This is a genomic window from Rheinheimera sp., from assembly GCF_965283995.1.
Taxonomy (GTDB): domain Bacteria; phylum Pseudomonadota; class Gammaproteobacteria; order Enterobacterales; family Alteromonadaceae; genus Pararheinheimera.
Genome location: NZ_CBDIQG010000001.1, coordinates 2,689,649 through 2,703,536 on the forward strand (window position 1 = coordinate 2,689,649; position 13,888 = coordinate 2,703,536).

A 13,888-nucleotide genomic window follows, 5' to 3' on the forward strand; every position below is an offset into this window, starting at 1 on the left:
AGGTGAATATGGATACGGTATTGGAACGACCGCAGCAGAAAAATACAGTGCTGCCGATGGTGATCATCGGGACTTTGTTTTTTGTGTTTGGTTTTGTCACCTGGCTGAACGGATCTTTGATCCCGTTTTTGAAGTTAGTGTGTCACCTGACCGAATCGCAGGCCATGTGGGTGACGTTTGCGTTTTACATCGCTTATGTGGTGATGGCATTGCCGATGTCCTGGGTGCTGAACAAAGTTGGTTATAAAAACGGTATGGTGGCAGGTCTTGGTATTATGGCGGCCGGTGCGCTGTTGTTTATCCCGGCGGCACAAACCACGTTATACAGTCTGTTTCTGGTCGCCTTATTTACGCTAGGCACTGGTTTAACCATTCTGCAAACTGCGTCGAATCCTTATATCGTCTGTATTGGTCCACGCGAAACCGCCGCGATGCGGATCAGTGTCATGGGTCTGGTGAATAAAGGCGCCGGCGTGTTGGTACCGTTGATTTTTACCGCCTGGATCCTGACTGGTATGGACCAGTTCACGCCTGAAGTACTGGCCGCGCTCAGCGAAGAAGAGAAAGCCAGCCGTATTGCGGAGTTATCTAACCGCCTGGTCACGCCATACATCTATATGACTGTTGCATTGCTGGCATTAATGGCTTTTGTGAAGTTCTCGCCATTACCTGAGCCTGAGCTGGAACAGCCGGTTGAGCAAGGTGTTGCGCCGGAACATCGCACTACAGTTCTGCAATTCCCGCAGCTGATGCTGGGTGTGGCAGCGTTGTTTTTCTACGTTGGTGTCGAAGTCATCGCTGGCGATACTATTGGTCTATACGGTCAGCACCTCAACGTGTCGCATTGGGGTGCACTGACATCTTATACAATGGTATTCATGGTGTTAGGTTACCTGGTTGGTGTCAGCTGTATTCCTAAATACCTGTCACAACCACGTGCGCTGCAAGGCTCGGCGGTGTTTGGCATCCTGTTTACGCTGGGCGTAATGTTTGGTTCGGCTGAAAGCCACCAGCTGTCGGCATTGATGTTTGGCTGGGCCGGTATTCCAACGGTACCTGACACTGTGTTGTTCCTCGCGATGCTGGGTTTTGCCAATGCATTGGTGTGGCCGGCAGTGTGGCCACTGGCACTGGAAGGGCTGGGTAAATTCACTGCAACAGCTTCCGCGTTGTTGATCATGGGCATCGCCGGTGGCGCGATACTGCCAAAAGTTTATGGTTATCTGTCTACCGCGTCGGGCGATGCCCAGGGCGCTTACTGGATGATGATCCCCTGTTACGCCTTTATCCTGTACTACGCCTTCAGCGGCTATAAAAAACGTCAGTGGTAACAGACATTTAGTGGCAGGAACAACAGGGCTGGCTTTGTCAGCCCTGTTGTATTTCGGAGAACAATAACAATGCAAAATACCGCACGATTTTACGCGCTGGATGTGCTGCGCGGACTCGCAATTGCGCTGATGATCCTGGTCAATACGCCAGGCAGCTGGTCACATGTGTACAGCCCACTGCTGCATGCCAGCTGGGATGGATTTACTTTTGCCGATATCGTCTTCCCAGGCTTTTTGTTTGTCGTCGGCGCAGCGATGGCATTTTCGTTAAAAGATGCGCAGTTGAATGGCGCCATGCTACTGAAAATTCTCAAGCGTGGCCTGTTGATGTTTGGCTGTGGCTTGTTGCTGAATTTCTTAACGCATCCGGATCTGGCGACACTGCGCATTCCTGGTGTGTTGCAGCGGATTGCCCTGTGTTATGTCATTGCGGCAGTGCTGATCCTGAGCTTGCCCAAACGCGGGATTTGGCTTGCGATTGTGTTGCTGCTTGGCGGTTATTTTGCGTTGTTGCAGTTGTCCGCTGCGCCATTCTCGTTAGAGCAGAATATTGTCCGTACGGTGGATTTAGCTATTTTTGGCACTGAGCATGTCTACAAAGGCTTTGGTGTGCCCTTTGACCCGGAAGGTTTGTTAAGTTCCTTGCCGGCCACCGTCAACGTGTTATTGGGCTATCTGGTCGCGACCGGTCTCAAAGGTAAAGCACCAAAGCAAGCGGTGCGTGATCTCGCCGCTTTTGGCGCCGTGTTGGTGATGCTGGCGCTGGCTGGTCATTGGTTCTGGCCGGTCAATAAAGCGCTGTGGTCCGGTACTTATGTGGCACTGAGTTGTGGTTTGTTACTGTGGCTGCTGGCGGTCTTGGTCTATCTGGTGGATATCCGCAAAGCGACCCGGCTGACTGAACCGCTGCGGATTTACGGCACCAATCCACTGTTTATCTATATGTTGAGCTGGATGTTTGCGGTAGCGACCGGGCGCTGGCTCAGCTGGTCGGCAGGTGAGGGGACGCAGTCAGTCGCCGGGCTCCTGTATGACGGTTTATCATTGGCAATGCCACTGCAACTGGCGTCGTTAGTGTTTGCGCTGTTACATGTCGTGCTGTTTTGGGCATTGTCCCTTTGGCTGTACCGCCGGCAGATTTTTATCAAACTCTGAGCCAGTAACATCGGCCGGTACAAACCAGTAGTGCCGGTCGGTGTGGTCAGTATCCGGGCTCAGGCCCGGATCCCGCAACGCCGGCCCAATCCGCTGTATCAGGCTGCCGGCACAGCTGTCGCTGAACGTTCGCCTGCTATTCACACCGAACCACGCTCAGTAATCACGCGGTGCGCTGAGCAATCGCTTAGAACCGGTATTCCCAACTGCCGGCGGCACTGACCTGATGGTCCAGCTCTGGCCGCAGCGGTGATTGCTGCAGGTAGCGCAGCTGCAGACTGAGCAAGCCATCAAACAGCCCGCGGCGGTGTTCCAGCTTCAGCTGCCAGCTGGTATCCGAGACTGCGGCCTGATGATAGCGTGCCAGCGTTAATTGAGCCGACCAGCTGATGCCTGCGGTGGTCTGATAATGATAGGCACTGCTCAGTACCTCCGCATCAGCGCCATAACCACTGCCGATAATGCGGCCATAGCGGCGATAACCGTCCGGATAAAGTCCGCCTTGATACGCGCAGTCTCCGGCGTCTAACTGGTCGGCACACTTGAGATATGTATCTGAATACTCGACGTTAATTGTATGAATGCCGGCTGATTCGCCAAAATAGCTACGTACACCCCAGAGTTGTAACAGCTCGTCCGGGGCGCCGCTCTGATTGTCATCATCTGCCAGTTCGGTATAGAGCGTCAGCGGAAAACCAGCCAGTTGCAGGTGCCAGGCCGCATCGACGGCAGCACGCTGGTCGGCTGGAATTTCATCGCGTTTGTCGTAGCTGACCAGATCCCACAGGGTACTGAACCCATTGCTGCGGCCCTGACCACCCCATTGGATCATACGGCTGGCGCCCAGTTCCACCGCCGGTACTGGTCTGAGCGTCAGTCGTCCACCCCAGTAACGGGTTTGCGGCACCATACTGTTATGCTGGCCATAGCCAAGGAAAGTTGTAGCCGACCAGGGACCCAACCAGCGCAACCAACTGCGTTCATCTGGCTGCCAGCCATGCCGGGTCAGTCGCACACTGGGCATCGGCCGTGCATTATTACTGAGCAATAAACTACTTTGTTGACCCGGTCCCCACCAGACGGCTGCCTGATCGACCTGCAACACCCAGTTGCCGCGGATCAACGCCAGGTAGCTGCCGTCCAGGGTACTGGCTTGTTCGGTGTCGTCGTCATCCAGCTGGCGTTGGTTCACTTGCAGCCGCCCAGCCACCGTATCGGATTGGATTTCATGAAACAGACTGACTGCGGCGTCTTCATAATAGGTTTCACCAAAATACTGGTGATTGGCTATAGCGCTGTTGGCTTTAAGCTTCAGACCAGTCTGCTGACTTTGCCGGTTGACCGTCAACGCACTGCGTAAATGCGCCACCGCGAATTGCAGCGCCGGGCTTAAAGCTGCGCTATCGATCCGATTTAAATCCAAAGCAATATTTTTCCACATGATCGGATAAGTGTTCACCGGGCCGCTCAGTAAACCGGCTTGCGCCAGGCTTTGTAACGACTGACGCAGATAATTGTCCTGCGTATCGAGCCAGGGGGTGGCAACTGCTGGCGCGACAGCAAGCGCCAAAGAGAATGACAGCGAGTACAGCTTCAGTTTCATCGGCCTAATTTCCGGTTAAGAGCATCCAGCACTTGCGGTGCAACAAATGGCGACACGTCGCCGCCATGCCGCGCCACTTCTTTGACCAGCGTGGATGAGATAAACATGTTTTTTTCTGATGGCGTCATAAATAGGCTGTCGAGATCCGGGTTCAGTTGACGATTCATGCTGGCAAGCTGGAATTCATATTCAAAGTCTGCCACGGCACGCACCCCGCGGATCAACACTTGCGCCTGATGGATACGGCCAAATTCAGCCAACAGGCCGGTAAAACCAACCACCTGCACGTTCGGCAGGTCGGCAAAGACCTGCTGCGCCAGTGCGACCCGTTCTTCCAGACTGAACATCGGTTGTTTACTCGGATTCGCAGCAACTGCCAGAATCACTTCGTCAAACAAACGGGCTGCCCGCATCACCAAATCAGTATGGCCGTTGGTCAGCGGGTCAAAAGTACCGGGGTAAATCGCTTTGGTTTTCATGCAGGGACCTGTGGTTGCCTCTGCTGTGACGCAAACGCGTGCGGAGCAGTCAGGACTGGTAATTTTTTTCGATTTGACGTTACTATACCAAAATAATTCCTTTCACTATAAGCCCGTGCCGGTCATGGACAAGAAGTTGCGCACTAAAGATAAAATATTACAAGCCAGCATCGAGTTGTTTAACCAGCAAGGCGAGCGACAAATCACCACCAACCATATTGCGGCCCATCTGGGCATCAGCCCGGGCAATTTGTATTACCACTTTCGCAATAAAGAAGACATTGTCCGGCAAATTTTTAAAGAATACGCCAAGTTGCTGGAAAACCGTTTGCAGCCGCCAAGCCGGCATTCAGAAGCACTGGATGCGTTGGCGCAATATCTCGATATCGTGTTTGAACTGATGTGGCGCTTTCACTTTTTTTACGCCAACCTGCCGGACATTCTCAGCCGCGACCCTTTGTTGCAGCAAGATTATCTACATGTGCAAAAAGGCGTGCAAAGCAAAGTAGTCTCAGTATTACAAGCGCTCAAAGCGGCGGATGTTATTGAAATTGATGATGCCGATATCGCCAATTTCGCCCACACCATTAAGCTGGTGGTGACATTCTGGATTAGCTATCTGAAAACGCAGGCGCCTCAGGCGGCGATCGACCAAGCGCAGGCATACCAGGGCGTTTTGAAGGTGTTGTTGTTATTTAAACCTTATTCGTCGGCTCAGGCTCTGCCACGCATCGAGAATCTGCAACGGCATTACCAGCATCTTGCTGGCCAGTCATTGCTGAATTAATCGTCGGGTATTGGTCAGATGATGCTAAAGCTTTAAAGAAGTTTCACCACTGATGAAGTGTTTTGTTGCATTTCGTTACAACTTGCCTGTTGGTATCGTTGTCGACTGACGTGCGCCGCGTTACCATGCAAACAGAGTTCAGGCGCATCTGCAGCAGGCTGCAGCCCGATCCAGATAAAGATCAACATGCCCAAAACTCAGGGTCTTATAAAAAAACAACCAGGAATTATCCCGATGAAAAATATCTCCGTACTGGCGCTGAGTGTCGCACTGGCGCTTGGTTTGACCGGCTGTGAAAAAGCCGCACAGGCGCCTGCTGAAACGCCAGTCGTTGCAGCAGCCCCGGCCAAAACTCTGGTGTCAGGTGTTGAGCAGGAAAATTTTGACCCGGCGGTCAAACATACTGAAAACTTCTTCTACAGCGTGAACGGCACCTGGTTACAAAAAACCGAGATCCCGGCTGACAAGTCTAACTATGGCTCTTTCACCAAACTGTATGACGATTCACAAGTGGCAATGCGCACGATTATCGAATCTGCCGCCGCGAAAAAAGACAAAGTCGCCGGCACTGACGAACAAAAGCTCGGTGATTTCTACACCAGCTACATGGACGAAGCCGGTATCGAAGCCAAAGGTGTGACGCCAATCAAAGCTGATTTGGACAAAATTGCTGCAATCAAAGACCACACTGAACTGGCCCGCGTGATGGCTGAATTCCAGCTGGCTGGCACCAGCCTGCCATTTGGCTGGTACGTCAATAACGACGCCAAAGCGTCGACGCAAAACGCCTTATATCTCGGCCAAAGCGGCCTGGGCTTACCGGATAAAGACTACTACTTCAACAAAGACGCGAAATTCGACACTATCCGTACTGAATATCAAAAATATCTGGTCGACATGCTGACTTTAGCCGGCGTAGCCGAACCTGCGAAAGCTGCAGAGCGTATTTATGCGCTGGAGCTGAAGATTGCAGAGAAACACTGGAGCCGTGTAGAAAATCGCGATGCGGACAAAACCTACAACAAATTCAGTAAGGCGGATTTAACCGCCAAACTGGGTGCTTTCCCGTGGGAAGAGTATGCCAAAGTCGTCAAGCTGGACGGCGTGACTGACATCATCGTTGAACAGCCAAGCTACTTCGAAGCTTTTGCCGGCATCTACAAAGACACTGATCTGCAGACCTGGAAAGATTACCTGAGCATCCGCTTTGTGTCTGAATATTCAGGCAAACTGAGCAAAGCTTTTGTTGACCGTCAGTTCGCCTTCTACGGCACTGTGCTGTCAGGCACCAAAGAGCAGCAACCACGCTGGAAAAAAGCCGTGAATGCTTCTGATGAAGTGCTGGGGGAAATCGTTGGCAAACTTTACGTTGAACAACATTTCAAACCAGAAGCGAAAGAGCGCATGACGGTGTTGGTCGACAACCTGATCAAAGCCTATCACCAGAGCATCGACACGCTGGAATGGATGACGCCGGAAACGAAAAAAGCCGCGCATGAAAAGCTGAACAAGTTCACGCCAAAAATCGGTTACCCGGATAAATGGAAAGACTACAGCAACCTGAGCATCAAAGGCGACGACCTGGTTGGTAACTATAAAGCAGCTGCACAGTTTGCTTATGGCCAGATGACGGCCAAGCTTGGTAAGCCAGTGGACCGTTCTGAATGGTTTATGACTCCTCAAACCGTCAACGCTTATTACAACCCGGTCAATAATGAGATCGTGTTCCCGGCGGCAATTCTGCAACCTCCGTTCTTTAACCTGGATGCGGATGATGCAGTGAACTACGGCGGTATCGGTGCGGTGATCGGTCACGAACTGGGTCATGGTTTTGACGACCAGGGCGCGAAGTTTGACGGTGACGGCAACCTGCGCAACTGGTGGACCGACGCAGATAAAGCAGAGTTCGAAAAACGCGGTAAGCAGTTAGTCGCGCAGTATAACCAGTATTCTCCGCTGGAAGGGATGCACGTCAACGGCGAGCTGACCTTAGGTGAGAACATTGGTGACCTCGGCGGTCTGACCGTCGCGCTGAAGGCTTATAAACTGTCGTTAGGCGGTAAAGAAGCCCCGGTGATGGATGGCTTTACCGGTGAACAACGGTTCTTCCTGAGCTGGTCACAAGTGTGGCGTCGCAAAGGCCGCGAAGAATATCTGCGCAATATGCTGACCACAGATCCGCATTCACCAAGCGAGTACCGTGTGATTGGTATCGTGTCGAACATTCCTGAGTTCTATGATGCATTTAACGTCAAACCAGGCGACAAGATGTATATTGCACCGGAAAACCGCGTCAAAATCTGGTAATTCGTCTGCCAGCTTGCAATCAAATCAAAGGCCGCGGTAAGCGGCCTTTGTGTTATTTGACGTCGCAGTTTCAATTCAGCTGTCGGCGCTTCGCTGATTTCCCGCCCAATAATTTTCCGAATCATTGTTTTAAACGCCAACCATTCACCAAACTTATAGCCACTATAAGCAGTGCGGCATATACTTCGGTGTCATTTGCGGCTGATTTTTCTTATAATCCAGTCGTTTGATTTGCTGCAAACCCGCTTGAGCACAGGCTTGGGTGGACCAACCAGAGGACATTACCGTGCTGCAACAATACCGTGAACACGTCGCCGAACGTGCTGCCCAAGGCATTCCTCCGAAGCCGCTGACTGCGCAACAAGTGGCTGAATTAGTTGAATTATTAAAGAATCCTCCTGCCGGCGAAGAAGCTTTCCTCGTCGACTTACTCGAAAACCGTATTCCACCGGGTGTGGATGAAGCAGCCTATGTCAAAGCCGGCTTTTTAACAGCTGTTGCCAAAGGCGAAGTGCCAAGCCCGTTAGTGACTGCTGAACGCGCCACAGAATTGCTGGGCACTATGTTCGGCGGTTATAACATCCAGCCAATGATTGACCTGCTCGACAGCGACAAGTTAGGCGCTATCGCGGCCAAAGGCCTGTCACACACGCTGCTGATGTTTGATTCTTTCCATGATGTGAAAGAAAAAGCCGACAAAGGCAATCAGCATGCGAAAAACGTGCTGCAAAGCTGGGCTGATGCTGAGTGGTTCTTAAGCAAGCCTGCCATCCCGGAAAAAATTACTGTGACGGTGTTTAAAGTCACAGGCGAAACCAATACTGACGACTTGTCACCGGCACCAGACGCGTGGTCACGTCCTGATATCCCACTGCACGCCTTAGCAATGCTGAAAAACGAGCGCGATGGTATTGTGCCGGATGCACCAGGCTCAAAAGGCCCGGTTAAACAAATCGAAACGCTGCTGGCCAAAGGTTTCCCACTGGCTTACGTCGGTGACGTGGTCGGTACCGGTTCAAGCCGCAAATCAGCCACCAACTCAGTGTTGTGGTTCATGGGCGACGACATGCCATTCGTGCCAAACAAGCGCACTGGCGGTGTGTGTTTAGGTGGCAAAATCGCACCAATTTTCTTTAACACCATGGAAGATTCAGGCTCTCTGCCGATCGAGCTGGATGTTAACAGCATGGCGATGGGCGATGTTATCGATATTTTCCCACATCAGGGCGTGGTGAAACGTCACGGCACTGAAGAAGTGATTTCAACCTTTGAACTGCGTTCGAACGTGCTGTTAGATGAAGTACGTGCCGGTGGCCGTATTCCACTGATCATCGGTCGTGGTCTGACTGACAAAGCCCGTGAAGCGCTTGGCCTGGCCCATTCAACCGTATTTGAGCGTCCTGCCGTGACTGAAGTCACTACCAAAGGCTTTACGCTGGCGCAAAAACTGGTGGGTAAAGCGTGTGGCGTCAAAGGTATTCGCCCAGGCCAATACTGTGAACCAAAAATGACGACTGTCGGTTCACAAGATACCACCGGTCCGATGACGCGTGACGAGCTCAAAGATCTGGCTTGTTTAGGCTTCTCTGCTGACTTAGTGATGCAGTCATTCTGTCACACGGCTGCATATCCGAAGCCAGTAGACGTGAATACACACCACACGCTGCCAGATTTCATCATGAACCGCGGCGGTATTTCACTGCGTCCAGGTGACGGCGTGATCCACAGCTGGTTAAACCGCATGTTACTGCCGGATACCGTTGGTACCGGTGGCGATTCACACACCCGTTTCCCGCTGGGTATTTCATTCCCGGCCGGTTCTGGTCTGGTTGCCTTCGCAGCAGCCACAGGCGTCATGCCGCTGGATATGCCAGAGTCGGTGCTGGTGCGCTTTAAAGGTGAACTGCAGCCTGGCATCACCTTACGTGATCTGGTCCATGCCATCCCTTACTACGCCATTCAGCAAGGCCATTTAACGGTTGAGAAGAAAGGCAAGGTCAACATTTTCTCTGGTCGCGTACTGGAAATCGAAGGTCTGGAGCATTTAACTGCTGAACAGGCATTCGAACTGTCAGACGCCTCTGCGGAGCGTTCAGCTGCGGGTTGTACTATCACGCTGTCAGAAGAGTCAGTGCGTGAGTACCTGCAATCGAACATCGTGATGCTGAAATGGATGATCAGTGAAGGGTACGGTGATGTTCGTACTATTGAGCGCCGTGTTAACGCGATGGAAGCCTGGCTGGCCAATCCGAAACTGGAGCGCGCTGATGCTGATGCTGAATACGCAGCAGTGATCGAGATTGATCTGGCCGACGTGAAAGAGCCAATCCTGTGTGCACCAAATGACCCGGACGATGCCCGTCTGTTGTCATCAGTCGCCGGTGAGAAGATTGATGAAGTCTTTATCGGTTCTTGTATGACTAACATTGGCCACTTCCGTGCTGCCGGTAAGTTACTCGACAAGTTCAAAGGCCAGTTGCCAACCCGTCTGTGGATCGCACCACCGACCAAAATGGATAAAGACCAGCTGACTGAAGAAGGTTACTACGGTATTTATGGCCGTGTTGGTGCACGGATTGAGATCCCGGGCTGTTCACTCTGTATGGGTAACCAGGCGCGTGTTGGCGACAACACCACAGTGGTGTCAACTTCAACCCGTAACTTCCCGAACCGTTTAGGTCAGGGTGCCAATGTATATCTGGCCTCTGCTGAACTGGCTGGCGTGGCGTCTATCATTGGCCGCTTACCAACAGTTGCGGAATATCTGGAGTATGCGAAACAGATCGAAACGACGGCTGCGGATACTTACCGCTACCTGAACTTCCATCAGATGAGCCAATACACCAGCAAAGCATCGAACGTCATTATTCAGCAAGCTGTTTAATTTATTCGTTCGCTCACAAAAGCCCGCAGTAGCGGGCTTTTGTCTTTTCAGTACCAGTCTGTCAGCTGAAGACCTGTTTTGGAGTCGATATGGAGCATGATTTTATCTATTTGCCGGACAGCAGGCGTTATCTGCTGAAACTGGCGCCGGAACAACATGCCTTGCAGTGTTTTTTGCTGGAAGAGTTTAGCTTGCGTGCCGGTAGCTACCAGCCGTTGCTGGATGCGTTGCAACAGCTCGGTCTTTATAGTGAATATCAGTTTGATGGCCGTGAATATTCGCTGCAGGTGGAGCGGATGGAAGTCAGAGTATTTCATCAAAGCTGTGATCAACAACATGCAGATGATCAGTTTCTCGAAGCTGAACTCAGCACAGACGACGCTAACCTGCAATCCGAGTGTGGCCTTGAAGATTTAATCCAGCTGCTACAGGCCTGGCAACAATTTCTGCCTGCCTGAAAATCCTGCACCTGCATCGGGAAGATACGCACCAACATGGTGCGTTTTTTTTGCGCGAAAACTGCTGAATTGTTCTAACTCATTGTATCTAAATAAATAAAAAACTTGGCACACGACTTTCTTATACAAATAGCAACAGCAACAAGTTGCCTGGGCCGATTTGCGCCGGTCCGGGAATCAATGAGGATAAAAACTATGAAACTCGTAACAGCCATCATCAAGCCATTTAAGCTTGACGATGTCCGTGAAGCGATTGCGGACATTGGGATAGAAGGCCTCACCGTGACGGAAGTCAAAGGTTTCGGGCGGCAAAAAGGCCACACAGAATTGTATCGTGGCGCGGAATATCAGGTGGACTTCCTGCCGAAGGTCAAACTGGAAATTGCAACTCTGGATGAGAATGTGGACCGTCTGTTACAGGCGATCCAACAGGCTGCCCACACCGGCCGGATCGGTGACGGTAAGATTTTCGTTTATGACCTTGAGCAAGTGGTACGGATCCGTACCGGCGAAACTGACGCAGAAGCGATCTAGCAGGAGTCCATCATGCAAGAACAGATTTATCATTTACAGTTTGCCATGGACACCTTCTATTTTCTGGTGTGTGGCGCCTTAGTTATGTGGATGGCGGCTGGTTTCGCCATGTTGGAGTCGGGCTTAGTCCGGGCGAAGAATACCACTGAAATTTTGACCAAGAACTTTGTGTTATACGCCATTGCCTGTCTGATGTACCTGATCTGTGGTTATCAGTTCATGTACGGCGGCGGTTTCTTCTTGTCAGGTATTGAAGCCCTGAACGTGGATGAAACTCTGGCCAGTATTGCCGGCCGTGAAAATGGCTTCACTGGTAAAGCCGCTTACTCGAAAGCTGCGGATTTCTTCTTCCAGGTTGTGTTTGTAGCTACTGCGATGTCGATCGTGTCAGGCGCAGTCGCTGAGCGGATGAAGCTGTGGGCATTCTTTGCCTTTGCGGTGGTGATGTGTGGTTTCCTGTACCCGATGGAAGGTTCATGGACCTGGGGTGGTCAGCCAGTATTTGGTCTGTATAGTTTGGCTGATTTTGGTTTCTCTGACTTCGCTGGTTCAGGGATCGTCCACCTGGCGGGCGGTGCTGCAGCGTTAGCCGGTGTGTTACTGCTGGGTGCACGTAAAGGCAAATACACCAAAGATGGCAAAGCACACGCGTTCCCAGGCTCAAATATGCCGTTGGCAACACTGGGTACTTTAATCCTGTGGATGGGCTGGTTCGGTTTTAACGGCGGCTCTATGTTGAAGCTTGCAGATATTGGCAATGCACACGGCGTCGCAATGGTTTTCGTCAACACCAATGCTGCTGCTGTCGGTGGTGCTTTGGCTGCTCTGACTGTATCCATGGTGCTGTTCCGTAAAGCAGACTTAACGATGGTACTTAACGGTGCACTGGCAGGCCTGGTCGCTATCACGGCAGAACCTTCAACACCAACGCCACTGCAAGCCACGATTTTTGGTGCAGTAGCAGGTGTACTGGTAGTTGCTGCGATTATCGGTTTCGACAAAATCAAAATTGATGACCCGGTTGGCGCAATTTCAGTGCACGGTGTAGTGGGTTTCTTTGGTCTGATGATTGTGCCACTGACCAAAGACAGCGCGTCGTTCCTGGGTCAGTTCGTTGGTGCAGCGACTATCTTCGTCTGGATTTTCGTTTGCAGTCTGATTGTCTGGGGTGTATTGAAAGCTACTATGGGCATCCGCGTCAGCGAACAGGAAGAATATGAAGGTGTAGACCGTTCTGAGTGTGGTATTGAAGCATACCCTGAATTTGTGTCGACCTTAAAGTAAGCAGCCTGAGGAGAGCGGTGGGGCTTCTCAGGAGCGAGTATCCCGCCCGGCAGTGCCTGTTGTGACTGCCGAAGCGGGAAACTGAACCTTACCACCAAATCGTCTATCCTTGTCCTTTGTCTTCTAAGACGACCCCACCGGTACTTACCTGTGGGGTTTTTTATTTATGTGCGGACAAAAACCAATCTATCAGCAAGGCTTTCGTCTGAAAAGTAGTCAAAGCAACGATTTAGAATATTTCATCTGTCAGTGCTCACCTATGGAGGTCGAATCGTCATGATCTTGCTGGTGCTGTCTTTTATCAGTCCGAGTCACATCGTCAATATGAGAAAACCGATGCCAGGCCGGAAATGAAAATACATAGGTCAAAAATTGATGGGCCTCATGGCGTGGTCGCTGAACATTTTTCTGGCTGAAGAGACTTTTGGAACAGAATCAAGGGTGTTAAAAACAGGAAAGCCGCATCCTTTTGGGATGCGGCTACCGTAATACTTTAACAAATTCCATTTCTAACCCAGAGGGTTGTCTTCCCTGGCTCCCGAAGGAGATTCACGCGCTGTGAAGGTTTTAACATCCGTGCTCATAAAACGCTGCCAGTGCAGTGTCCTACTTCAAGCCAATCCTGGCTTTCCATTCCTTTGCAGTATCTTCCTGATACCACTGCTACATCCTGTAGCGTCCTATTCCCTTGGGTATCTTCCTGATACCACTGCTACGTCCTGTAGCGTCCTGTTCCCTTGGGTATCTTCCTGATACCACTGCTACATCCAGTAGCGTCCTATTCCCTTGGGTATCTTCCTGATACCACTGCTACATCCAGTAGCGTCCTATTCCCTTGGGTATCTTCCTGATACCACTGCTACGTCCTGTAGCGTCCTGTTCCCTTGGGTATCTTCCTGATACCACTGCTACGTCCTGTAGCGTCCCTTTTGGTGTTATTCAATCCTTGAACAACATCTGCTCTTCCAGAGCGACTACTCCATTGGCTGGCATCCTGCCAACACCACCGTTCCCGGTGTCCATATCCGTAGAGACTTCACCCTGAAATCTCAGCTCTTCCTGAGCC

Annotated in this window: 10 protein-coding genes; 8 read left to right on the forward strand and 2 right to left on the reverse strand. The window is 51.4% G+C overall.

Annotated elements, in window-relative coordinates; all coding sequences use genetic code 11:
- Positions 1 to 8: 8 nt before the first annotated feature.
- Positions 9 to 1,331: a sugar MFS transporter gene (locus ACQ66Q_RS12030; RefSeq protein ID WP_430457029.1), complete on the forward strand. Its 1,323-nt coding sequence runs from the start codon at positions 9 to 11 to the stop codon at positions 1,329 to 1,331.
- A 69-nt stretch (positions 1,332 to 1,400) separates the two neighbouring features.
- Positions 1,401 to 2,486, forward strand: coding sequence for an acyltransferase family protein (locus ACQ66Q_RS12035; RefSeq protein WP_430457030.1), 1,086 nt, complete (start codon positions 1,401 to 1,403; stop codon positions 2,484 to 2,486).
- Between the two features lie 187 nt (positions 2,487 to 2,673).
- Here ACQ66Q_RS12035 and ACQ66Q_RS12040 read toward each other — a convergent pair whose 3' ends face one another.
- Complete coding sequence (locus tag ACQ66Q_RS12040; RefSeq protein ID WP_430457031.1) at positions 2,674 to 4,089, reverse strand: capsule assembly Wzi family protein; 1,416 nt, start codon at positions 4,087 to 4,089, stop codon at positions 2,674 to 2,676.
- Positions 4,086 to 4,568 carry a pantetheine-phosphate adenylyltransferase gene (gene coaD / locus ACQ66Q_RS12045; protein ID WP_430457032.1) on the reverse strand — a complete coding sequence of 161 codons (483 nt, stop codon included), beginning with the start codon at positions 4,566 to 4,568 and terminating at the stop codon, positions 4,086 to 4,088. The genes ACQ66Q_RS12040 and coaD overlap by 4 nt, the downstream gene beginning before the upstream one ends.
- Positions 4,569 to 4,692: 124 nt before the next feature.
- On the opposite strand from coaD, the gene ACQ66Q_RS12050 reads away from it, so the two are divergent.
- From ACQ66Q_RS12050 to ACQ66Q_RS12075, 6 genes are all read left to right on the forward strand, one after another.
- On the forward strand, positions 4,693 to 5,355 hold the full coding sequence (locus ACQ66Q_RS12050; protein ID WP_430457033.1) for a TetR/AcrR family transcriptional regulator: 663 nt from the start codon (positions 4,693 to 4,695) through the stop codon (positions 5,353 to 5,355).
- A gap of 234 nt (positions 5,356 to 5,589) precedes the next feature.
- On the forward strand, positions 5,590 to 7,662 hold the full coding sequence (locus tag ACQ66Q_RS12055; protein ID WP_430457034.1) for a M13 family metallopeptidase: 2,073 nt from the start codon (positions 5,590 to 5,592) through the stop codon (positions 7,660 to 7,662).
- Between the two features lie 286 nt (positions 7,663 to 7,948).
- A complete protein-coding gene (gene acnB, locus ACQ66Q_RS12060; RefSeq protein ID WP_430458554.1) occupies positions 7,949 to 10,546 on the forward strand; it encodes a bifunctional aconitate hydratase 2/2-methylisocitrate dehydratase in 2,598 nt (865 codons plus the stop codon).
- 89 nt (positions 10,547 to 10,635) lie between these two features.
- Positions 10,636 to 11,004 (forward strand): YacL family protein, encoded by a 369-nt coding sequence (locus ACQ66Q_RS12065; protein WP_430457035.1) that lies wholly within the window; start codon positions 10,636 to 10,638, stop codon positions 11,002 to 11,004.
- Between the two features lie 195 nt (positions 11,005 to 11,199).
- Entirely contained in the window at positions 11,200 to 11,538 is a 339-nt protein-coding gene (gene glnK, locus ACQ66Q_RS12070) for a P-II family nitrogen regulator (RefSeq protein WP_031566939.1), read from the forward strand.
- Positions 11,539 to 11,550: 12 nt separating this feature from the next.
- Positions 11,551 to 12,822, forward strand: coding sequence for an ammonium transporter (locus ACQ66Q_RS12075; protein WP_430457036.1), 1,272 nt, complete (start codon positions 11,551 to 11,553; stop codon positions 12,820 to 12,822).
- Positions 12,823 to 13,888: the final 1,066 nt, after the last annotated feature.

Coding starts and splice junctions, on each gene's coding strand:
- ACQ66Q_RS12050 (WP_430457033.1), top strand. CDS start 4,693: ATGGACAAGAAGTTGCGCACTAAAGATAAAATATTACAAGCCAGCATC.
- glnK (WP_031566939.1), top strand. CDS start 11,200: ATGAAACTCGTAACAGCCATCATCAAGCCATTTAAGCTTGACGATGTC.
- ACQ66Q_RS12065 (WP_430457035.1), top strand. CDS start 10,636: ATGGAGCATGATTTTATCTATTTGCCGGACAGCAGGCGTTATCTGCTG.
- ACQ66Q_RS12055 (WP_430457034.1), top strand. CDS start 5,590: ATGAAAAATATCTCCGTACTGGCGCTGAGTGTCGCACTGGCGCTTGGT.
- ACQ66Q_RS12040 (WP_430457031.1), bottom strand. CDS start 4,089: ATGAAACTGAAGCTGTACTCGCTGTCATTCTCTTTGGCGCTTGCTGTC.
- coaD (WP_430457032.1), bottom strand. CDS start 4,568: ATGAAAACCAAAGCGATTTACCCCGGTACTTTTGACCCGCTGACCAAC.
- ACQ66Q_RS12075 (WP_430457036.1), top strand. CDS start 11,551: ATGCAAGAACAGATTTATCATTTACAGTTTGCCATGGACACCTTCTAT.
- ACQ66Q_RS12030 (WP_430457029.1), top strand. CDS start 9: ATGGATACGGTATTGGAACGACCGCAGCAGAAAAATACAGTGCTGCCG.
- ACQ66Q_RS12035 (WP_430457030.1), top strand. CDS start 1,401: ATGCAAAATACCGCACGATTTTACGCGCTGGATGTGCTGCGCGGACTC.